The organism is Rhizobium mulingense (assembly GCF_029194105.1).
Classification (GTDB): Bacteria; Pseudomonadota; Alphaproteobacteria; order Rhizobiales; family Rhizobiaceae; genus Rhizobium; species Rhizobium mulingense.
Genome location: NZ_JARFVE010000010.1, coordinates 33,778 through 54,048 on the forward strand (window position 1 = coordinate 33,778; position 20,271 = coordinate 54,048).

Sequence of the window (20,271 nt, forward strand, 5' to 3'; positions counted from 1 at the left end):
CACCGAATCTGCAACCCGGCATTGCATACGGAAATGCGAATTTTTCTGCAAGCAGGAATTTCAGTAAAACTTTGAATAAACCACAGATTTTGTCAAAATCGTCGGTGCAGGAGGAGGACAGGGCCTTGTTGCCGAGTCTCGGCAACGCGGTCATCCGAACGATTGCTTGAAATCCGCAGACAGCTCGCCTACCCCTTTCTGCGCGAATGGATTAAGCCAACTCCTTCGCGCGGGCCCACGCCGACGCTCTGACGTCGAACATCCTGCAAGGCAGCGTCCGCATTGAATGCGACTATGGTTCTGCGACCGAAAAAAGGAGCATGACTTGGCGAACAAGACCATCGATCACGCCTTCACAGCGACCAGCCTCACCTCCGCCGCCAGCGACCCGACCTTTGCCGGCGCGCTGTCCTTCATGCGCCGCCGCTTCACCAAGGAACTCGCCGGCGCCGATGTCGCCGTCTGGGGCATTCCTTTCGACGCCGCCACCTCGAACCGGCCAGGCACACGCTTCGGCCCTCAGGCAATCCGGCGTGCCTCGGCGATCTTCGACAATGATGCGCAATATCCATTCAACCGCCAATTGTTCGCCGACATGGCGGTGATCGACTACGGCGATTGCCTGCTCGATTACGGCAATCACCAGGATACGCCCGGCGCCATCGAACGCCAGGCGAACGCGATCCTCGATAGCGGCGCCTTCCTGCTGACGCTCGGCGGCGATCATTACGTCACCTGGCCACTGCTGAAAGCGCATGCGGCGAAACACGGGCCGCTGGCGCTCGTGCAGTTCGACGCGCATCAGGACACCTGGTTCGACGAAGAGCGGCGCATCGACCACGGCTCCTTTGTCGCGCGGGCCACCCGTGAAGGCATCATCGACCCCGATCGCTCGATCCAGATCGGCATCCGCACCCATGCGCCGGAAGATTGCGGCATCAATATTCTCTATGGTCATCAGGTCGAGGATATGACTGCCGGCGATATCGCTTCGGCGATCATTTCCCACACGCGCGGCGCGCCGGCCTATCTCACCTTCGACATCGATTGCCTCGATCCGGCCTTTGCGCCCGGCACCGGCACGCCGGTCGCCGGCGGACCGTCGAGCGCCAAAATTCTCTCAGTGCTGCAGCGCCTGCACCAGCTCGATATCCGCGGAGCCGATATCGTCGAGGTTTCGCCGCCCTACGACCATGCCGATATCACCGCCATTGCGGGGGCAACGGTGGCGATGTATATGCTGGGGCTTCATGCGGAGCGACGCGCCATCGCCGTGTCACAAGGCTGACTTATTATCCCAAAATGAATCCGGAAACCTTCCGAACCCATTGAAAGCGCAGGTTAACATGGCACCGAAAATCTTCATCGACGGCGAACACGGCACAACGGGTCTGCAGATCCGCACGCGCATGGCCGGCCGCCGCGATGTCGAGCTTCTGTCCATTCCCGAGGCCGAGCGGCGCAACGCCGCCCTGCGCGAGGACATGCTGAACAGCGCTGATATCGCCATTCTCTGTCTGCCCGACGAGGCATCGAAGGAAGCGGTTCAGATGGTCTCGGCCAACAACAACGTGCGCGTCATCGACACGTCGACCGCCTTCCGCGTCAATCCCGGCTGGGCCTACGGCTTTGCCGAAATGGACGGCGCGCAGGCCGACAAGATCAAGGCCGCCCGTTTCGTCGCCAACCCCGGCTGCTATCCGACAGGCGCAATCGGCCTGATCCGGCCGCTGCGTGCCGCCGGCCTCCTGCCGGATGGTTATCCGGTGACGGTCAATGCGGTTTCCGGCTATACCGGTGGCGGCAAGCAGATGATCGCCCAGATGGAAAATCCGGATCACCCGGATGCAATCACCGCGCCGCACTTCCTCTACGGTCTGCCCCTCACCCACAAGCACGTGCCCGAAATGACCGTGCACGGCCTGCTCGATCGGGCGCCGATCTTCTCGCCATCGGTCGGCAAATTCGCGCAGGGCATGATCGTGCAGGTGCCGCTGCATCTCGACGATCTCGCCGAGGGCACGACGATGGAAAGCATCCACGCCGCTCTCGTCGCTCACTATGCTGGCCAGAACATCGTCACTGTCGTGCCGCTCGCCGAAAGCAAGGCGCTCCCCCGCGTCAACGCCGTCGAGCTCGAAGGCAAGGACACGATGAAGCTGTTCGTCTTCGGCACGCCGGGCGGGTCGCATGTTAATCTTGTTGCGCTGCTCGACAATCTCGGCAAGGGCGCCTCGGGTGCTGCAGTGCAGAACATGGACCTGATGCTCGCTTCCTGACGTCATGACGCTGGATGCGCTTATCACCGACGGGCGGGCCTGGTTTGCCGCCGCCCTGCCCGATCAAGGCACCTATGCGCTGATGGCCTTTGCCTTCATCGCCGGGCTCGCCCGCGGCTTTTCCGGTTTCGGGGCAGCGCTGATCTTCATTCCGCTCGGCGGGGCCATCATCGGGCCGAAGCTTGTCTCGCCGATCCTGCTCGTCGTCGACGGCATTGCCACGCTCGGGATGATTCCACCCGCCTGGCGCAACGCCAACCGGCCCGAGGTCTTCGTCATGGCCGCGGGTGCGGCACTCGGGGTGCCGGCCGGCACGGCGATGCTGGCGCTGCTCGACCCGACGCTGTTGCGCTGGAGCATCACAATCATCGCCATCTCACTGCTCGCACTTCTCGTCTCCGGATGGCGTTATCACGGCGCGCCTTCGGCACCGCTCAGCAGCGGCGTCGGCCTGATTGCCGGTCTCTTCAGCGGCGGCGCACAGCTCGGCGGACCGCCTGTCGTCGCCTATTGGCTTGGCGGCAAGAGCGATTTCACGCGCGTCAGAGCCAATGTCGTGCTCTATTTCTCCAGTTCCACCGTCTTCAGCGCCATCAGCTATTATGTGGGCGGACTGTTCGTCCCCGCCGTGTTTGCGCTGACGGCCGTGGTTCTGCCGAGTTATGCGCTGGGGCTTTACGGCGGCTCGAAACTGTTCGGACTGGCCAAGGAACGGACCTTCCGGATCGCCTGCTACGTGCTGATCGCCGCCGCGGCGATCATCGGCATGCCGCTGCTCGATGGGTCGCTGCACTAATGCATTTCACCCGGAAGTGTGCAGCGGTTCCGGGGCAGCTTTATAAAGCACGTCGCATGAATCAAGTTTGTTGCGATGCGCTTTAGGCCGGCTTCGGGCCGGGCGGTCCGCCGGCCGCAATCGTCTGAAGGTAACTCTCGGTGAAATCGGTATTGATCTCCAGCCACAGCGGGGCATGATCCGACATCTGCCATGTCCGCCATTTCTCGTAGAGTGCCTCAGGCGTCTTTGCCTTGAATTTCGGATCGCCTTCCGGATCGCTCTTCGGCAGGAATCCGGCATAGAGCGCCCGGTCTTCGTCGGTGGAGCGGAAGACGTCGGTATAAAGGTCGATCAGTCCGCCGGTCATCACTTTGAAACGCTTGTCCTTCACGCGCACGGCGATCTGGTCGTAGAAATGGTCGCCCAGCTTTCGCACCTTCTTGCCGTCGATCTCCGCGGGAACCACGAAGCCATGGCTCTTCAGGGCCTTCATCGTCTCATGTTCGGGGCTAACGACGTTGAAATCGCCAAGCAGGATATAGTTTTCGACGGCGCCGCTGAAGTCGAGTTCCTGGCTGCTGGCTTCATCCTGCCGGGCGGCGAAAAACTCGACGAGGTGCTGGCCCGATCCGCCGTTTCAACTGCTCGCCCGAATCCGCGCCATAGTAGATATGCACCGTGCAAAGGCTGAACCGGAACCAGCTGGACTGGAACGCCACGAGAAACGGGCTGCGGGCGAATTGCTGCTCCATCTCGACTGTCTTCGGCTCGACATCGGGCTGGCCTTTCGGCGCCTTAGCCTTTTTGCTTGAAACGACGAGGTGACCTTCCGGCAGCACGACTTCGCCGGCTATCTTGCGGAACCAGACCTTCTCGGTATTGTAGACGAAGGCCATGCGCTCGGAATTTCCACCGGAACCGGCCGTCGTATCCGTTGCGATATAATCCCATTCCCGGCCGAGAATCTTCATCACCTTTTCCAGGGCGGAAAGGTCGCGGTTGACTTCCTGGATGGCCACCAGATCGAAGCATGCGATCATCTCGGCGATATAGTAAAAAGTTTCCGGAAGGCGTGGCCCAAAGCCAAACTTGTTGGAATCGAAATCGCGGATGTTCCAGGTCGCCAGCAACAGCGAGCTGTCTTTCTTCTGGGTGCGCAATGGCGCCAGCCTCCTGCGAATATCGAGTAGGCGCTGCGCGCAGCGCTCGATCGTTCCCTTCGGCTGCCCCGCCAAGGCCCTGCGCATCCCGGCGTAATTATTCGACATCGCCCCCCTCCACGCTGCCGTCGGTTCGCCGAACCTACCCCAGTGCATATAGCGAGGCAATATTACACGTTTAAGTGCAATTGCCCGTTGGTCCTGAACGACTCGCATCCGCGCGCCGCGCGGGCCGGCCCGCGTCGAGGGCAAGCTTCAATCGCGCTCCGCAATTGCCGTGGCGTGCGGATATTCGCCGTAAAAGCCGCGCCAGTTGGCGACGGCGAAACCGAAGACCACCAGGGCGCCGGCCTGATGCAGCAGGCCCCAGTGAAGCGGCACCTGCAGCAGCAGCGTGGCGATGCCGATCGCCGCCTGTAGCGTCACCAACGAGAAAAGCACGACGGCGCGGCGGGCATGGGTGGTCCAGGGTGCGGCGCGCAGGGAAATGACCATGTTGATCAAGGTCAACGCGAAGAGCGCATAGGCGCCGACGCGGTGGATGAACTGCACGGTCTTCGGGTTCTCGAAAGCGTTGATCCAGAAGGGCTGCTGGATCAAGAGATCCGAGGGGATGACGGCCCCATCCATCAGCGGCCAGGTATTGTAGGAGAAACCGGCATCGAGCCCGGCCACCAGCGCCCCGAGATAGATCTGGAACAGCGCGAAGATGGCGATGACGGCGGCAAAACCGCGCGAACTGCGCGCCGGCGCCGGATCGTTGGAATGCGGCGAGAGACCGCGCATAATCCACATGCAGCCGGCAAAGATCAGACAGGCCATGACGAGATGTGTCGCAAGCCGGTACTGGCTGACGTCGGTGCGGACGGAAAGACCCGAGGACACCATCCACCAGCCGATAAAACCCTGCAGGCCGCCGAGCGCCAGAATGCCGACGAGTGGCCAGCGCAGGCGCCTTTCGATGCGCCTGGTCACCCAAAAAAAGGTGAGCGGCACCGCGAAGATCACGCCGATGCCGCGGGCGATGAGCCGGTGGGCCCATTCCCACCAGAAAATGCCTTTGAACTCGTCGACGGTCATAGAGCTGTTCAATTGCTGAAACTCGGGAATGCGCTGGTAGAGGCGGAATTCCTCCTCCCATTCGGCAGCCGACAGCGGCGGAATAACGCCGTGGATCGGTTTCCATTCGGTGATCGACAGGCCCGAATTGGTCAGTCGCGTGGCGCCGCCGACGAGCACGAGACAGAAGAGCGCCAAAAGCACGACCCCGAGCCACAGCCGCAAGGCCCGGCGGTTGCGGTTCTGCTTGCGTACTTCGCTCAGGATCGCCTGTTCCATGGTAGGGTTCGCGACGGCCATGATGTCTCCTTCTATCCGGCAGTTGATTTGCCCCACCGGCTCATGCAAAACAAGCCCCGGAGCTTTGCGGCATGCCGTCGCGCCGCTCCGCGCTACCCATATAAGAGATAAACAATGCCCGTCCGCCTCCGCAAATTCATCGGCACGATTCTCATCATCGTGCTCGTGCTGGTCTATGCGCTGGCGGCGAATACGATCGCAGTGGCGACGCTCGGCAACGCGCCCTGGTGGGGGCACCTGCTCTACTTCCTGCTCACGGGCCTGCTTTGGATCTTGCCGGCGATGGTGATCATCAAATGGATGGCCGGACCGCGGCAGCAGTAAGCCATTAACGGCCGGATAACCGTGATCGCCGGAAAACCTCGCTGATGGTCGACGATTAAACCAAATATACGTCCTGCATCCCTACCTTCCCGCTCAGCATTTTGACCGGAGAGTTTCAGTGCAGACGCAAAAGCTCGACGTCCGTGAACAGCCGTCAGACGATGGCGCGCTGGCCGCCACGGCGATTTCACGCTTACGCCAGGTGAGCATGCAACTTGCCATGGCCAAGATCGACATCGCGGTTTTCGACGCGATGCAGCCGTTGGAGGATGATTGGCGGGCTCTGGAGGCCGACAATCTCCAGTCGCTCCATCAGAGCTACGATTGGTGCGCCGCCTGGGTAAACGCCTTTCAACGGCCGCTGGCCATCCTCAAAGGCACCTATGCCGGCGAGACGGCCTTCATTCTGCCGGTCGAGATCGTCAGGTCGCGTGGGCTTGCCGTCGCGAAATTCATCGCTGCCGATCACAGCAATATCAATACCGGTCTATTCTCCAGGAATTTCGCCGAAAGCGGCGGGAGCATCGACGCCGAAAAATTCGCGCGTCAGCTTCAGCATGCGTTGAAGGGGCGAGCCGATCTGCTGTTGCTGCAAAACATTCCGTTGGAGTGGCGCGGACGGCAGACGCCGCTCACCGGGCTGCCGATGGTGCAAAACCAGAACCACGCCTATCAACTGCCGCTCCTTGCCGTTTTCGAGGAGACGCTGAAACAGATCAATGCCAAGAGCCGTCGTAAGAAATTCCGCGTTCAATCGCGGCGTCTCGAGGCCGCCGGCGGCGTCGAATACGTCATCCCCGAAACATCGGAAGAACAGCATCGCCAGCTCGATATCTTCTTCCGCCTGAAGAGCGCCCGCTTTGCCAGCCTTGGCTTGCCCGACGTCTTTGCCGACCGGGAAACACAGGCCTTCCTGCACGGCCTCATCGACAAGCAGGATGAAACAGGGCAGTCCTTCGGCCTGAAGATGCATGTCCTGCGGCTGAAGGGCGGAGATGAGGAGCGGATCGCTGCGATCTCAGGCATCTCGCGCAAGGGCGATCACGTCATCTGCCAATTCGGGGCGATCGACGAAGACCTCGTGCCGGATACGAGCCCCGGCGAATTCCTCTATTGGCAGACCATCTCGGGATTGCACGGCAAAGGGGTCGCGCTGTTCGATTTCGGCTTAGGCGATCAGACCTACAAACGATCCTGGGCGCCGGTCGAGACCGCGCATTACGACGTGGTGCTGCCGGTTTCGCCGATCGGCGTCGCCGCCGGCGCGGCGCACAGGATCGTCACGCGCAGCAAGGCGCATATCAAGGCGCGCCCGAAGCTCTATAAATTCGCCCAGGGGATCCGGGCAAGGATCGGCTGAACGGTCTTTGTCCGACAGATGTGCTTGCCGCAGAACCGCGTGCCATGCCTCAGGCCGCCTGGCCGAGCCTCTGCCCCGCCTCTTCGCCTTCCGACATCAGCACGACGCGCTCGTAGCCCGCAGCCTGGAATTCCGTCATCAGTGTTACGAAAACGGTCTCCTCGAGCTGCGGCAGGGAGAGGATGATCTCGACATCCCGGCTGCGCGTCAGGCGCGAGACGCCGGCGACATCGGCAGCGCCGCATTCGACGACCACGAGGTCGTAGGCAGCGGCCAGCGCATCGACCAGCAGCGACAGCCGATCGACACCGCGCATGGCGCGGCGTACGTCGCTCCGGCCCTGCGGGATCAGATGGGCATCGGAAAGCCGATCGTTGTGGATCGTGTCGCCGAAAGCGGCCTCGCCGCACAGCAGGTCCGTGACACCAGGAGCGGCCTGGTCTTCGGCCATCAGTTCCGTGGGATGGCCGGCCCCGGTCATATCAATCAGGACGACGCGACGGCCGGCATCGGCGAGAATGCGGGTCAGCAAAACCGTCGCTGCCGAACCATCGTCACCGGTCGGAGATATCGCAATTGCCAGCGGCGCCCGGCTACCGGTGAGATAATCGGCAACCGAGGCGACGGAGAATTCATTATCATCCTCCGGTACCTCAGCGGCAGTCTCCGCGTCCTCGTCGATCGCATCCTCTTCGTCGGCGACCACGGCGAGCATGCTCGGCCGGGCGGGCTTTCTGACGGCGGCGGCGACCGGAGCTGCCTGCGGCGCAATCTTCTCTTCGGCGCCCGTTTCCGTCTCGATTGTCTCAGGCGACGCATCGATCGGGCGAAGCGCCCGGCCGCTGAAGAGTTCGGCCAGCATGGTGACGATGGCGCTGAGGATCAGAATGGCGACGGCTGCGACGACGACGATCGGCACGACCTTGGGGAAATAGGGATCGACCGGCTCGATGGCCTTGGAAACGATACGGGCGTCGGCCGGGCTCGAATTGCTGTCGGCGCGGGAGGCGGCCTCGCGATAGCGCACCAAATAGGTTTCGAGCAGCTGGCGCTGGGCGGTCGCCTCGCGCTCAAGCGCATTGAGGCCGACTTCGTCCTCGCCGGCGCGGGCGCTGTTGGCCTGTACCGTGTCCTTCTGCCGCTCGAGCTCGCTTGCGCGGAGGTCCGCGACCTTGGCTTCGTTTTCGATGCTCGCCAGAATCTTCTGCGTTTCCTGGCGCATCTGTCCGCGGATGTCGGCAAGCTGGGCACGCAGGCTTTTCAGCCGCGGGTGGCTATTGAGAAGGCTGGTCTGCAGATCCGATATTTGCGACTGCAGGCCCGATTCCGTTGCTTTCAACCGCTGCATCGCCTGCGAGGCCATGATGTCAGGCAGCGTGTCGGAAGCTTCGCCTGACGACAGCGCATTGCGCACCGCCTGCGCCCTTGCTTCGGCATTGGCCTTGTCGCCGCGCACGCGGGTGAGCTCGGCGGAGACGTCGTTCAGCTGCTGGGCTGGAAAAGTGGTCGTGCCGTTCGTCTGTAAAAGCCCGTGGCTGGTACGGTATTCGGCGACCTTCTGCTCGGCCTCGCTGACCTTAAGGCGCAGGCTTTCGATCTCCGGCTCCAGCCAGCGCGTCGCTTCGGAGTTAGAATCGAGCTTGGCGCCGCTCTGGGTGGAAAGATAGACATTCGCCATGGCGTTCGGAATGGCGGCGGCGAGTTTCGGGTCCTTGGAGGTGAAATTGATGCCGATGACGCGGGAGCCCGGCACCTGATAGACCTGCAGCCGCTCGACGAAAGCGTCGATCACCCGCTCTTCCGGTGGGTTCTCCATCGGGTTCTTCTTCAGATGCAGCTTCACCAGGATGCTGCTCATTGCCGAGCCGTTGGCGGCATCGTCGAATTCCGGCAGATTGTAGAGTTTCAAGTCGTTGATCACCTTTTTCAAGAGATCGGCGGATTGCAACAGCTGCACCTGGCTGGCGATATTCAGCTCGTCCATCAGCGGACCGGCGCCTGCGTCGTTTACCTGCTGGGTGCTGGCGAAGGCTGGCGCGCGCGGTTCGATGAGGATGCGAGTTTCGCTGCGATATTGCGGCGACATGATCTTGGCGCCGGCAAAGGCGAAGCCCGCCCCCACGAGCGTGATCGTTAAAATCCTCAGCCGGCGCGCCCAGACGGCGCGAACCAGCTGACTGAGGTCGATGTCCACATCCTGATCACGTGCTACGCCGGACATGCTCTTACTCCACAACAAAGGTGCCGCAAGCGTAAACGACCGTGGTAACTCAACGGTTAATGGTAAACTTGCGAAGAAAAGAGCGGCGACCAGCAAAGAACGCCGGAAATTGTCGGCCGTCTTTTACCGGGCATTAACCCTAACGGATCGATAACGATCTCACCAAGTTCATTTTCTGTGAGCACCAGCGGATGTCTGTCGCCCCGCCCAAAATCCTTTTGGCCCTGAGCCTTGCAGCCATGACGGCAGCATTAGGCGGCTGCACGACGTACAAGCCGGCGCCGAAAGCCTTCAACGAGGCAACCATCCAGCCCTATACGCTTGATAGCGGCGACCGGCTGCGCATCACCGTCTTCGACCAGCAAAGCCTGACAAATACCTATACGGTGGATCAGGCCGGCTATATCGCCTTCCCGCTCATCGGTCAGGTCCCTGCCCGCGGCCGAACCCTGCAGCAACTCTCGGGGCAGATCGCTCAGAAACTGCAGCAAGGCTATCTTCGCGATCCCGACGTCACTATCGACGTCGACCGCTACCGTTCGATCTTCATCATGGGCGAAGTCGGCCAGCCCGGCCAGTATGCCTATGTTCCCGGCATGACCGTGCAGAACGCCATTGCCGTTGCCGGCGGCTTCACCAGCCGCGCCAACCAGAGCATGGTCGACGTCACCCGCAAGATCAACGGACAGGTGCTGACCGGCCGCATCAACATATCGGGGCCGATCATCGCCGGCGACACGATCTACGTCCGCGAACGGCTCTTCTGAGTTATGGCAAAACAGAAGCCGCTCCGCATCCTCCACTGCTTCAGGTCGCCGGTCGGCGGAATTTTCCGCCATGTCCGCGATCTGGTCGAGGAGCACGCCAAGGCCGGTCATGACATCGGCATCCTCTGCGACAGCTCGACCGGCGGCGAGCACGAGGATAGCCTGTTCGACGATATTCGTCCCTATCTCTCGCTCGGCCTGACACGCGTGCCGATCCGACGGTCAGTCAGCCCGTCGGACATTGCGACGATGTGGGATACGTATAAGAAAATTAAAAGTTTGCGGCCGGATGTGCTGCACGGGCATGGCGCCAAGGGCGGCGTGCTCGCGCGACTTGCCGGCTCAGCCCTGCGGGTGAACAGGTATCGCGTAGCCCGCCTCTATACCGCGCATGGCGGAAGCCTGCATTATTCGCGCTCCTCGCTCAGCGGACAGTTCGTCCTCAGGATGGAACGCCTGCAGGAATATTTCACCGATGCGCTGGTCTTCATCTGCGAATATGAGCGCGACACCTATATGCACAAGGTGGGCAAGCCACGGACGAAGACGAGACTGATTTACAACGGCATCAGCGAGCGTGATTTCGAACCGATCCCCACCCGCTCGGACGCCGTCCATTTCATCTATGTCGGAATGCTCCGGGACCTCAAGGGTCCCGATCTGTTTGTCGATGCCTTTGCCAAAACCGAGCGGCTGCTCGGCCGGCCGCTGTCGGCGCTGATGATCGGCGACGGGCCCGACCGGGACCGTTACCGCGAGATGATGGTCGAACGCGGCCTCGGCAAGCGCATCGGCATGCTACCGGCAATGCGCGTCCACGAAGCTTTTTCGATGGCGCAGAACCTTGTCGTTCCCTCGCGCGCCGAAGCCATGCCCTATATCGTCCTCGAGGGCCTTGGCGCCGGCAAGACGGTCATCGCCAGCCGCGTCGGCGGCATTCCCGAGGTGCTCGGCGCCGACAGCGCAGCGCTGGTGGAACCCGGCAATGCCGACGACCTCGCCCGCGTGATGGCGGAAACGCTGACCATGCCCGGCTGGCATGGCAGGACGATGCCGAAGCCGGAGGCGGTAAAGGCGGTATTTTCCTCCGCCGTCATGGCGCGTGATGTGCTGAAATTGTACCTTGAGCTGGTCGATCCCGCCGCAGGCGAAGCAGTGTCCGCCGCCTCGTAAATGTTTCTTAGGGGCTTTCTGGTATTTCGCTTGCTGACAACGAGCGACAAAACCCCATGAACAAGCTGGAAAAAAGCGATCCGTTCGACGTGGAAGCGCTGCGCAAGCGGGTCTCCGACATCGAGGCGCGACGCAATGCAAGTCGGGAGCAGGCCTCCGAGCCGACCGAAATCAATGCCTATGCCCGGCAGATCGCCGAACAATTCCGCGACGGAACCCGTTCGCCTGTCATCATCATCGGGCAATTACGGCTGCTGGAATTCCTGGCCCTCTTTTCGATTGCTCTGATCGTCTACTACTTCGTAGCCGGCGACGGCAGCGATCCCCTGCTGGTACGGGCGGGCATGGCGGCGATCGCTTCGGCCCTGACCGTGGCCTGCCTGCAGCTTGCCGACACCTACACCATCCCGGCACTTCGGGCGAAGCTGCGGCTGATGCCGCGCATCCTCGCCGCATGGACGATCGCCCTCATGGTCACCATCGGCCTGTTCGCGCTCGTCCGCGGCACCACATCGGCAATGCCCGAGGCCTATCTCCCCTGGTTTGCCGCCGGAGCGCTTTTTCTTGCCGGCGAGCGTTTCCTCGTCGCCTACGGCATTCGCAACTGGGCGCGCAACGGCATCATGGAGCGGCGCGCCGTCATCGTCGGCGGCGGCGAACCCGCCAAGGAGCTGATCCGAGTCCTCGAACAGCAGGCCGACAACGACATTCGCATCTGCGGTATCTTCGACGACCGCGGCGAGAAACGCTCGCCGATCATGGTCGCCGGTTATCCGAAGCTCGGCACGGTGCCCGAGCTCGTCGAATTCGTGCGACTGACGCGCATCGACATGCTGATCATCGCCCTGCCGCTGTCGGCAGAGGCACGCATCTTCGACCTTCTGAAAAAGCTCTGGATTCTGCCGGTCGATATCCGCCTTGCCGCGCATGCCAACCGGCTGCGCTTCCGGCCGCGCGCCTATTCGCATGTCGGCTCAGTGCCGATGCTCGACATTTTCAAGAAGCCGATCCGCGACTGGGATTCCGTCGCCAAACGCGGCTTCGACATCTTCTTCACCCTGGTCGCCCTTGCCCTGCTGTGGCCGCTGATGCTGGTGACGGCCATCGCCATCAAGGCAACCTCCGAAGGCCCGGTTTTCTTCATGCAGAAGCGCCACGGCTTCAACAACGAGATCATCAATGTCTTCAAGTTCCGCTCGATGTACACCAACATGGCCGACCCGACGGGCAAGGCCGCGGTGACCAAGGGGGATCCGCGCGTCACCCGTGTCGGCCGCATCATCCGCAAGAGTTCGATCGACGAGTTGCCGCAGCTTTTCAACGTGCTGAGAGGCGAGCTTTCGCTGGTCGGCCCGCGCCCGCACGCCGTTCTCGCCCAGGCTCGCGATCGCGCCTTCGGCGATGTCGTCGAGGGTTATTTCGCCCGCCACCGCGTCAAGCCCGGGGTCACCGGCTGGGCGCAGATCAACGGCTGGCGCGGAGAGGTCGACAATGACGAGAAGATCAAGTTCCGCACGGCCTACGACCTCTATTACATCGAAAACTGGTCGCTCTGGTTCGATCTGAAGATCCTGTTCCTGACGCCGATCCGGCTGCTCAACACGGAAAACGCCTATTGAGCACGGTCGAGGCGACATATCCGCGTGTCGCCCAGCCGCAGCGGATGACGCTGCGCCTAATCGGCTCGGCCTTCGTCGCCTTCGGCGTCTTCCTCTCCGGTTTCGTCATCGACGAGCCGGCCCCCTACGAACTCTGGATGGCCGGGCTGATCGGCCTCTGGTTCATCCTGGGATTGAGGATTTCACGCGGCGTCGCGCCCCTGCTTGCCCTGCTGCTCACCTTCAATATCGGCGGCATGTTATCGCTGACGCAGATGAAGGACCTGGCGACGGCGCCGATGTATATCGCCGTGTCGACTTTCCTGGCGCTGACCGCAGTCTTCTACGCGGCGATCATCGAGGACAGCCACAAGCGGCTGCCGCTGATCTTCAACGCCTGGACCTTCGCCGCCGTCGCCACATCGGCACTCGGCGTGCTCGGCTATTTCCACGCCTTTCCCGGTGCGGAAATCTTCACCCTCTACGACCGAGCCAAGGGCGCCTTTCAGGATCCGAACGTCTTCGGCCCCTTCCTGGTGCCGCCGTCGCTCTATCTTGTCCACGGTATTCTGGTGGGCGACCTGAAGAAATCGCCGCTGAAGGCCGCCGCTCTGCTCGTGCTGGCGCTCGGCATCTTTCTCTCTTTTTCCCGCGCCGCCTGGGGCCTCTTTGGGCTCGGCGTCCTGCTCCTGATCTTCATCATGCTGCTGAAGGAGCGCAGCGGCGCCTTTCGCTTGAGAGTCCTGGCGCTGTCGCTGGCGGCGATCATCATGCTGGTCGCCTCGCTGCTGGTGGCGCTGCAGGTCCCGAAGGTCGCCGAATTGTTTTCCGCCCGCGCCCAGTTGGTGCAGCAATATGACGGCGAACATCTCGGCCGTTTCGAGCGTCACCGGATCGGCTTCACCATGATGATGGAGCGCCCGCTCGGCATCGGCCCGCTGGTGTTCGGCACGATGTTTCCCGAGGACGAGCACAATATCTGGCTGAAATCACTCACCTCCTATGGCTGGATCGGCTTCGTCAGCTATGTCGGCATGCTCGTCTGGACGCTGGCGATCGGCTTCCGAAACCTGCTGCTCGACCGGCCGTGGCAACCCTTTTTGATGGTCGCCTGGATCTCGGTTCTCGGCCACGCCACCATCGGCAACGTGATCGACATCGACCACTGGCGCCATGTCTACCTGCTGCTTGGCACGGTCTGGGGATGCGCGGCGCTCGAGGTGCGCCACAAGCGTCAGCGACGGCTTGGACGCACGCCGTAAGGCTCCGTCGTCGTGCCTACTTCGTCGCGCCTGCCGTCAAGCCGGCGATAAACCGCCGCTGGAATACCATATAGGTCAGAATGAGCGGGAAAATGACGATCACCGCGCCGGCGGTCAGAACCGGCGTGTTGACGGTGTAACGCCCCTGGAAGAACAGCATCCCGAGCGGCAGCGTCCGATAGGCGTCGTCGTTGACCAGGATGAACGGAATGAGAAATTCGTTCCAGGTCCAGATGAACAAGAATAGTGCCAGTGTCGACATTGCCGGTATCATCAGCGGGATAACGATCTTGCGCAGGATATAGAAGCGTCCGGCGCCATCGAGGACCGCCGCTTCGAGAACCTCCTCCGGCAATTGCTGCATCGCACTGGCGAGGAAGATCGTCGAGAACGGGATCGACATGGCGATCTGCGGGATGATGAGAGCCGCATAGGTATTGATCAGCCCAAGATAGCGCATTTCATAATAAAGCGGGATGATGAAGGCCTCCGCCGGCACCATCATGCCGAGCGTCAGGATCGCGAACAGCGTGCGCCGCAGCGGAAATGACAGGTAGGCGAAGGCAAAACCGGTCAGCAGGCCCAAGAAGACGCTTGCGGCAACGACGGGTATGACGACGATAATCGAATTCCAGAAGTAAATGTTGAAGTGCCCAGCATTCCAGGCATCGACGTAGTTTTCGAAATGCGGATAGGCCGGAAGGGCGAATGCGCCTTTCAGGACGTCAGCCTTGCTCTTTATCGAGGTCAGCAACAGAAGCAGGAACGGGGTGATCGTTACGAAAGCCAGGAGCCAGAGGACAATGCGAAGGAAAAGCGCGGCGGGAATGTTGGACGAACGGCTCATCAAGCCAATCCTTTGCTTCTGGAGCCCACCAGCCGGTGAATTGCGAAATTGATTGCGAATGTCAGCAAGGCGCCGACAATGGCGATGGCGGCTGCGGCGCCGAATCGATTGAGTTCGAAGCCGAGTTGATACATGTAGATATTCGGCACGAGCGTGGCGTTGGCGGGTCCACCGCGGGTCATCGTGAAAATCAGGTCGAAGCTTTTGATCGAGGCAATAACCGTCAGAAGCAAAACCACCCTGATCTCAGGCATGAGAAGCGGCAGCGTTATCCAGAAAAAGGTCTTTCGCGGCGACGCGCCGTCGACTTTGGCGGCGTCGAAAAGAGACGGGTCGATGCGCTGGATTCCGGTGAGGAAGATGACCATGCAAAAACCGAAGAAATACCAGGTAGCAACGATCCCGACCGCGGGAAGCACAAAATTGAAATCTCCGAGCCAGGGCAATGCGAACCTGCCCAATCCCACCGCTCGCAGAAACTGATTGAACGGGCCGAATGCCGGATTGTAGAGCCATGCCCAGATGATGCCCAGCACGGCAGTCGGCATGATGTAAGGCAGGAACAGGAACGTCCTGAGGGCGAGCTGTTCGCGCTGTTTCAGATTCCACACACAGGCGGCAAGCGTTATACCGAGCACGAGCGGCAGCACGCAGTAGAAGATCATCAGCTCGGCATTATTGCGCAAGGCGATGTAGAAACGGCTGTCGGAAAACAGATCGGCGTAATTGCCAAGACCAACCCATCTGGGCATGGTCAGGCCGTCCCAGCTGGTCAGGCTCAAACCCAAGGCCGCGACAATCGGCCCAAACACAAACGCTGCGTAGAGCAGTAATCCAGGCAATAAATAGATGAAATTGGTCTGTCGCGTTCCATCCAGTGCGGAGCGTTTCATCCAGTACTCCCTGCAAAAGCTCTGGTCATCGCGCAACAAGCCGTGAACTCGTCGCACTTATTTTAACGTGATGAACGGGACGCCGGTCGGACAGCCCAGGGGGCGCGACCGGCGTCCGCACTTCTTATTTCTTATCTTTCAAATAAGCCTGATAGTCCTTGTCCATCGCATCGACAAAGGCTTCGGGCGTGATCTTGCCGGACAAGAGAAGCGGCGTGTTGTCGTCGATTGTCTTCAGCATCGTCGGGCTCGACCAATCGGGGTAGTGGCCGAGCGCATCGTTGGCATTGAGTGTCTTCCACATCTCGATGCCGGAGGTCAGAAGCGGCGTGAGCTTCGGTTTTGCATCCGCCGGGAGCGATGTCGCAGGAAGATAGCCTGCAGCGGCCCAGCTTTCAGCGGCCTTTTCAGATACCATATAGTCGATGTACTCGCCGGCCAGGTCCTGCTTTGCCTTGTCTTTGGCCAGGCTGGTTATCGCCCAGGCAAGATCCACGCCACCGACGCTCATCGGCTTGGAAATGCCCTTCGGGGCGGGAATGGCCATGAAGCCGATATCCGGATTGTTTTGCATGTCGCCGAAGTACCACGTGCCGGAGATCAGGAATGCGCCCTGCCCTGATATGAACAGTTGGACGGCGTCATCACCCGAGATGCCCTCGAAGCCGGGATAAAAGTAGCCGCCCTGTGCCCATTGCTGCACGAGTTTGGCCGATTCGATATTCCCCTTGGTGTTCCAGGAACCGCCTTTGCCGTAGATCAGGTCGTCAAGCTCGGCCCGGTTGGCCGCGTCGATATGCGCTTGATCGATGGCGCCGATCATGTGCAGGGCGAGATGCTGTTTTGCCGAGCCCATCATGAAGGGCGCGACGCCTTTTTCCTTGAGCTTGTCGAGAGCGGCCAACAGCTCTTCGAAGGTCTGCGGCAGCGCCACGCCCGCATCGTCGAGGATTTTCTTATTGTAATAAAGGCCGACGATCTCGGCGAGACCTGAAATGCCGTAGGTCTTGCCGACCCCGAATTTCGTCCCCTCCCAGCGGTCTCTGGCAAGCACGGAATCCGACTGCCGCTTATCCCAGCCATATTTCTTGATGTACTCGTCGACCGGTAGCAGCAAGCCTTCCTTGACCATCGCACCCATGTCGCCGGCGCCCTGGTTGACCTTGGTGACGACAGGCCCGTCGCCGGCCGAGACCGCAAGCTTCAGCGTCAGCTTCATGTCATCGAAGGTGCGGGCGGTGCGTTTGATCGTGATACCGGGATGCGCGGCTTCGAAGTCCTTGTTCAGTTGCTCTATGACCGCGCTCTGACCTTCAAAGGTCTGGTCGTCCCACACGGCCAGATCGTCGGCGCGGGCGGCGGAAAGGCCAAAACTCACAAGCGCAGCGCCGGCAAACGCGACAGCTGCTTTCAATCGGTATGCCGGCAGTATGCTGATCGATTTCACGGTTCTGTTCATCTGCTCCACCTCATTTGGTTTATTCTCCACTCCCCGTTCCGGCTTCGCGCCTGGCGCCGGCCGAACGTTTTCTTCCCCCAGAGCTTTGCCTGGTTGGCGAATCTGAGGTAATCGTCAGTGCTTCAGCTCCTCTCGCGACCTCAAATGACAAAGCGCCACGCAGGAGGTGGCAAAGTGATGGACACCAGTTGCTTCATCCGTCCCGCCATTGAAGCGGATACTGAAGCCTTTTTTGACATCTGCCTGAGGACCGCGAATGGTGGTCATGATGCCAGCGCCCTTTACAGCGACCCCCGTCTGCCCGGCTACATCTGGTCGGTACCCTATCTCAAATTCGCCAAAGATTTTGCCTTTGTTCTCGTTCAGGACGGCCGGCCGGCCGGCTATGTCATCGGCGTCCCGGATACCAGCCTGTTCGACCGGACCCTGGCGGCAAACTGGTGGCCGTCCGTGCGCCGAGAGATCGCCGGACTGGCGCCCAGCCGTCCGCGCGACGATGACGTGCTGGAGCGAATCCAAAATCCGCGCAGCGGAACACCCTGGCTTCAGGACCAGTACCCGGCGCATCTTCACATCAACATTCTTCCCGCACTTCAGGCAAGCGGCTGGGGACGGCGGATGATCGACACCGAGCTTCAGGCGCTTCGCAATCATGGGGTCACGGCCGTGCATCTCGGGGTCGATCCAAACAATGAACGCGCCAGGGGCTTCTACCGTCATATTGGCTTTTCCGAATTCGAGCGGGATGGCTCCGTCGCCTTTGCAATGCGGATCGATGAGGGATCCCGCTAGAACCGACGAAGCCAGACCACTCATGAGATTGGCTCCGCATTTGCGGCGTCAAGCCCATACTTCAAAACGACCGCCGCCGGCATGGCGCTCCAGCCCTGAAGCAGGGAGCCGCGCCCATAGGGCGGCGAGAAATATTCGACCGCCCCGATCCAGCCATTGTCGAGGCAGGTTTCCCACCAGCGGGTCAGCGCATAGCGCGCGCCCCCAAGTCCGTGGCGCAGGCGCTCTTCGGCATAGGCGCCATCCCAATAGGGCCAGTCCGAGCCATTATGATAGCGGTAGGGAAAAGCGGTCTTGGATCGCAGATCACTGGGCCGCTTGAAGGGCGGATAGGCGCACATGACACCCCAGCTGCCATAGGGCTGTTCCTGATTGTTGCGCGTTTCCAGTCTGGTTTCGAACGCTCTCAGCATGCCAACAGCCTTCGGCCGCGAAATCGCACCGAACCGCGACAAAGTCAGGCTGTCGAGAGCCAGATGATCCTCGACGAATACATCAGGCGTTCCATAGTCGAAATATCCTCCCGTTGCCGGGACGAAGAGTTTGGCCTCGATTTCCTGGCGGGCCAGATTTGCAGCCTTGCCCGCCCGTTCGGCAAGAGCCGGATCGTGCCCCTCGCCAAGCCTCGCCACCGCATCCATTGCGCCGACGAAAAGGCCGAGATCATAGGAGACAAGGCCCTCGCGATAGACGTTGTCGGCCCAGTCCCGATCGTTACGCGGCTTTAACGGCAGAACGCTGTCGGGGCCGGCCAGGCTGAGATAGCGGTCGGTGATCGCCCGAACGATCGGCCAGTGCAGCTGCACCTCGGCCAGGTCGTTCGTTGCATCCACATAGTCATCGATGAACAGGATGAAGAAAAGCGGACTGTCGAAGTGGTCGCTCCACCAGTCCTGCGGACGGTTGTGATATTCCGGGACTGCCCTTTTGTGGGTTTTCGGATTAGCCTTGCTGTCCGCGACAAAGCGCTGCCAGGCCTCCGATTGCGCAGGCCCGGTCAAGATCACGCCGCTCGGGGCTTCTCCATCCGGCTGCACCCCCTTGGCGAGCAGCCGGATTTCGTCGCGCACCGCCTCCGGTGCGAGCGTCAAAAGCGGCTGCATCGTCCAATAGCCGTCGCGGTAATAGGTCCGCGCCGGAGCGCTATAGGCATGTCCGGCAGCAAGACCGGCGAAGGCACCGTTTTCGTCGCGCCTGATGCTTGAAAGGGCGGCGTGGATGCCCTGGCTGACCATGCCGCGCATCAGCGGGTCGGCGGCGGGCATCAGGTCGCAACGCGTGACATATTCCGCCGCCTGCGCGATGATGGCTTCGCTGGCAATATCGAGAGCCTTTTCGGCTTCGTCTCTGGAGGCGCCGACGGCAATTCTCAGATCGGAGCCAACGGTCTCCACGATGAGCACCCCCCAGCCCATTTCAAAAGTCTGGCGATGATGGTTCCGAGAGCCCCTAGCCCGTGCGCTTTGCCCATCCGGCTCGTGCCACCAGGCACAACGACGGGCCGGATATATGCCCAGTAGGCGCACGCCGCTGATCAACATCACCGGCAGCGACTGCGCAACAAAGACGCCGCCATGTTCTGCGACAATTCGGTTCGGGCCGTAGGTAAAGGGCCCGCTGATTGCAGAAAATCTCACCCGCCCCAAGTTGCCGGCGCCCCACAGGGCAAGATCAGCATATCCATCCGGGTGAACATCGGCCTGAAGACGCGGCGCCATGACAGGCAGCAGAACTGGTTTTTCGCAGGACAGCTGTCCGTCAGCCAAGGGCTTTAACATGGCAAGATGCCCAACAGGCGGGTTGAGGCGCCAGCAGAAAGCAAAATGGAAAAATAGCGGAACCGGCGAGCACCAGTTCCTCTTCGGGCGATCTTGGCGCGTATGCAGCTGCCCAGACAATATGCATGATCCATGCTTGTCCTCGACCCTTATTTCGTCGCGCATTTGAATGCGCATTGACACAGCCTACAGGCGACTTCCCATTTGTCAATGACGTGGAC

The 20,271-nt window shown here is 61.1% G+C and carries 18 protein-coding genes; 10 read left to right on the forward strand and 8 right to left on the reverse strand.

Translation table 11 applies throughout. The annotated features are described in order from the left end of the window. Positions 1-325 precede the first annotated feature (325 nt). The 3 genes from speB to PYR71_RS21385 are packed head-to-tail and all read left to right on the forward strand — an operon-like array spanning position 326 to position 3,075. The gene (gene speB / locus PYR71_RS21375; protein ID WP_275620743.1) at positions 326-1,288 is read left to right on the forward strand and encodes an agmatinase; all 963 of its coding nucleotides are present in this window, start codon (positions 326-328) and stop codon (positions 1,286-1,288) included. 58 nt (positions 1,289-1,346) lie between these two features. Continuing rightward, entirely contained in the window at positions 1,347-2,279 is a 933-nt protein-coding gene (gene argC, locus PYR71_RS21380; RefSeq protein ID WP_183914900.1) for an N-acetyl-gamma-glutamyl-phosphate reductase, read from the forward strand. 4 nt (positions 2,280-2,283) lie between these two features. Next, a complete protein-coding gene (locus tag PYR71_RS21385) occupies positions 2,284-3,075 on the forward strand; it encodes a sulfite exporter TauE/SafE family protein (RefSeq protein WP_275620744.1) in 792 nt (263 codons plus the stop codon). A gap of 82 nt (positions 3,076-3,157) precedes the next feature. Here PYR71_RS21385 and PYR71_RS21390 read toward each other — a convergent pair whose 3' ends face one another. The 3 genes from PYR71_RS21390 to PYR71_RS21400 form a co-directional block, all read right to left on the reverse strand. After that, entirely contained in the window at positions 3,158-3,550 is a 393-nt protein-coding gene (locus tag PYR71_RS21390; protein WP_275620745.1) for an exonuclease/endonuclease/phosphatase family protein, read from the reverse strand. Between the two features lie 91 nt (positions 3,551-3,641). After that, positions 3,642-4,325, reverse strand: a complete 684-nt coding sequence (locus tag PYR71_RS21395; protein ID WP_275620746.1) for an exonuclease/endonuclease/phosphatase family protein — start codon at positions 4,323-4,325, stop codon at positions 3,642-3,644. 147 nt (positions 4,326-4,472) lie between these two features. Further along, positions 4,473-5,576 carry a COX15/CtaA family protein gene (locus PYR71_RS21400; RefSeq protein ID WP_275620747.1) on the reverse strand — a complete coding sequence of 368 codons (1,104 nt, stop codon included), beginning with the start codon at positions 5,574-5,576 and terminating at the stop codon, positions 4,473-4,475. A 114-nt stretch (positions 5,577-5,690) separates the two neighbouring features. On the opposite strand from PYR71_RS21400, the gene PYR71_RS21405 reads away from it, so the two are divergent. Both PYR71_RS21405 and PYR71_RS21410 read left to right on the forward strand, forming a co-directional pair. After that, positions 5,691-5,900: a DUF2842 domain-containing protein gene (locus PYR71_RS21405; protein ID WP_275620748.1), complete on the forward strand. Its 210-nt coding sequence runs from the start codon at positions 5,691-5,693 to the stop codon at positions 5,898-5,900. Positions 5,901-6,018: 118 nt separating this feature from the next. Further along, positions 6,019-7,260: a GNAT family N-acetyltransferase gene (locus PYR71_RS21410; protein WP_275620749.1), complete on the forward strand. Its 1,242-nt coding sequence runs from the start codon at positions 6,019-6,021 to the stop codon at positions 7,258-7,260. A gap of 49 nt (positions 7,261-7,309) precedes the next feature. Here the strand turns inward: PYR71_RS21410 and PYR71_RS21415 are convergent, their stop codons facing one another. After that, entirely contained in the window at positions 7,310-9,481 is a 2,172-nt protein-coding gene (locus PYR71_RS21415; protein ID WP_275620750.1) for a GumC family protein, read from the reverse strand. Between the two features lie 191 nt (positions 9,482-9,672). On the opposite strand from PYR71_RS21415, the gene PYR71_RS21420 reads away from it, so the two are divergent. Genes PYR71_RS21420 through PYR71_RS21435 form a run of 4 tightly spaced genes read left to right on the forward strand, consistent with a single transcriptional unit; the run spans position 9,673 to position 14,281 of the window. Beyond that, complete coding sequence (locus PYR71_RS21420) at positions 9,673-10,248, forward strand: polysaccharide biosynthesis/export family protein (RefSeq protein WP_010060356.1); 576 nt, start codon at positions 9,673-9,675, stop codon at positions 10,246-10,248. A gap of 3 nt (positions 10,249-10,251) precedes the next feature. Next, the gene (locus PYR71_RS21425; RefSeq protein WP_275620751.1) at positions 10,252-11,421 is read left to right on the forward strand and encodes a glycosyltransferase family 4 protein; all 1,170 of its coding nucleotides are present in this window, start codon (positions 10,252-10,254) and stop codon (positions 11,419-11,421) included. Positions 11,422-11,477: 56 nt separating this feature from the next. Further along, positions 11,478-13,040 (forward strand): undecaprenyl-phosphate glucose phosphotransferase, encoded by a 1,563-nt coding sequence (locus tag PYR71_RS21430; RefSeq protein ID WP_275620752.1) that lies wholly within the window; start codon positions 11,478-11,480, stop codon positions 13,038-13,040. Continuing rightward, a complete protein-coding gene (locus tag PYR71_RS21435; RefSeq protein WP_275620753.1) occupies positions 13,037-14,281 on the forward strand; it encodes an O-antigen ligase family protein in 1,245 nt (414 codons plus the stop codon). The genes PYR71_RS21430 and PYR71_RS21435 overlap by 4 nt, the downstream gene beginning before the upstream one ends. A 16-nt stretch (positions 14,282-14,297) precedes the next feature. Here PYR71_RS21435 and PYR71_RS21440 read toward each other — a convergent pair whose 3' ends face one another. From PYR71_RS21440 to PYR71_RS21450, 3 genes are all read right to left on the reverse strand, one after another. Beyond that, positions 14,298-15,128, reverse strand: a complete 831-nt coding sequence (locus PYR71_RS21440; RefSeq protein WP_275620754.1) for a carbohydrate ABC transporter permease — start codon at positions 15,126-15,128, stop codon at positions 14,298-14,300. Further along, complete coding sequence (locus tag PYR71_RS21445; protein ID WP_275620850.1) at positions 15,128-16,021, reverse strand: carbohydrate ABC transporter permease; 894 nt, start codon at positions 16,019-16,021, stop codon at positions 15,128-15,130. Before PYR71_RS21445 ends, PYR71_RS21440 begins: the two co-directional genes overlap by 1 nt. Before the next feature lie 124 nt (positions 16,022-16,145). Continuing rightward, positions 16,146-17,480 (reverse strand): extracellular solute-binding protein, encoded by a 1,335-nt coding sequence (locus PYR71_RS21450; RefSeq protein WP_183914921.1) that lies wholly within the window; start codon positions 17,478-17,480, stop codon positions 16,146-16,148. A 177-nt stretch (positions 17,481-17,657) separates the two neighbouring features. On the opposite strand from PYR71_RS21450, the gene PYR71_RS21455 reads away from it, so the two are divergent. Beyond that, the gene (locus PYR71_RS21455; protein WP_275620851.1) at positions 17,658-18,272 is read left to right on the forward strand and encodes a GNAT family N-acetyltransferase; all 615 of its coding nucleotides are present in this window, start codon (positions 17,658-17,660) and stop codon (positions 18,270-18,272) included. A gap of 20 nt (positions 18,273-18,292) precedes the next feature. Here PYR71_RS21455 and PYR71_RS21460 read toward each other — a convergent pair whose 3' ends face one another. Then, positions 18,293-20,050 carry a glucosidase family protein gene (locus PYR71_RS21460; protein WP_275620755.1) on the reverse strand — a complete coding sequence of 586 codons (1,758 nt, stop codon included), beginning with the start codon at positions 20,048-20,050 and terminating at the stop codon, positions 18,293-18,295. Between the last annotated feature and the right edge of the window lie 221 nt (positions 20,051-20,271).

What these genes read in the sequence shown, in the direction of transcription:
- argC (WP_183914900.1), top strand. Translation starts at nt 1,347, where the DNA reads ATGGCACCGAAAATCTTCATCGACGGCGAACACGGCACAACGGGTCTG.
- PYR71_RS21385 (WP_275620744.1), top strand. Translation starts at nt 2,284, where the DNA reads ATGACGCTGGATGCGCTTATCACCGACGGGCGGGCCTGGTTTGCCGCC.
- PYR71_RS21390 (WP_275620745.1), bottom strand. Translation starts at nt 3,550, where the DNA reads ATGAAGGCCCTGAAGAGCCATGGCTTCGTGGTTCCCGCGGAGATCGAC.
- PYR71_RS21395 (WP_275620746.1), bottom strand. Translation starts at nt 4,325, where the DNA reads ATGTCGAATAATTACGCCGGGATGCGCAGGGCCTTGGCGGGGCAGCCG.
- PYR71_RS21400 (WP_275620747.1), bottom strand. Translation starts at nt 5,576, where the DNA reads ATGGCCGTCGCGAACCCTACCATGGAACAGGCGATCCTGAGCGAAGTA.
- PYR71_RS21405 (WP_275620748.1), top strand. Translation starts at nt 5,691, where the DNA reads ATGCCCGTCCGCCTCCGCAAATTCATCGGCACGATTCTCATCATCGTG.
- PYR71_RS21415 (WP_275620750.1), bottom strand. Translation starts at nt 9,481, where the DNA reads ATGTCCGGCGTAGCACGTGATCAGGATGTGGACATCGACCTCAGTCAG.
- PYR71_RS21420 (WP_010060356.1), top strand. Translation starts at nt 9,673, where the DNA reads ATGTCTGTCGCCCCGCCCAAAATCCTTTTGGCCCTGAGCCTTGCAGCC.
- PYR71_RS21425 (WP_275620751.1), top strand. Translation starts at nt 10,252, where the DNA reads ATGGCAAAACAGAAGCCGCTCCGCATCCTCCACTGCTTCAGGTCGCCG.
- PYR71_RS21430 (WP_275620752.1), top strand. Translation starts at nt 11,478, where the DNA reads ATGAACAAGCTGGAAAAAAGCGATCCGTTCGACGTGGAAGCGCTGCGC.
- PYR71_RS21440 (WP_275620754.1), bottom strand. Translation starts at nt 15,128, where the DNA reads ATGAGCCGTTCGTCCAACATTCCCGCCGCGCTTTTCCTTCGCATTGTC.
- PYR71_RS21445 (WP_275620850.1), bottom strand. Translation starts at nt 16,021, where the DNA reads ATGAAACGCTCCGCACTGGATGGAACGCGACAGACCAATTTCATCTAT.
- PYR71_RS21450 (WP_183914921.1), bottom strand. Translation starts at nt 17,480, where the DNA reads ATGAACAGAACCGTGAAATCGATCAGCATACTGCCGGCATACCGATTG.
- PYR71_RS21455 (WP_275620851.1), top strand. Translation starts at nt 17,658, where the DNA reads ATGGACACCAGTTGCTTCATCCGTCCCGCCATTGAAGCGGATACTGAA.
- PYR71_RS21460 (WP_275620755.1), bottom strand. Translation starts at nt 20,050, where the DNA reads ATGTTAAAGCCCTTGGCTGACGGACAGCTGTCCTGCGAAAAACCAGTT.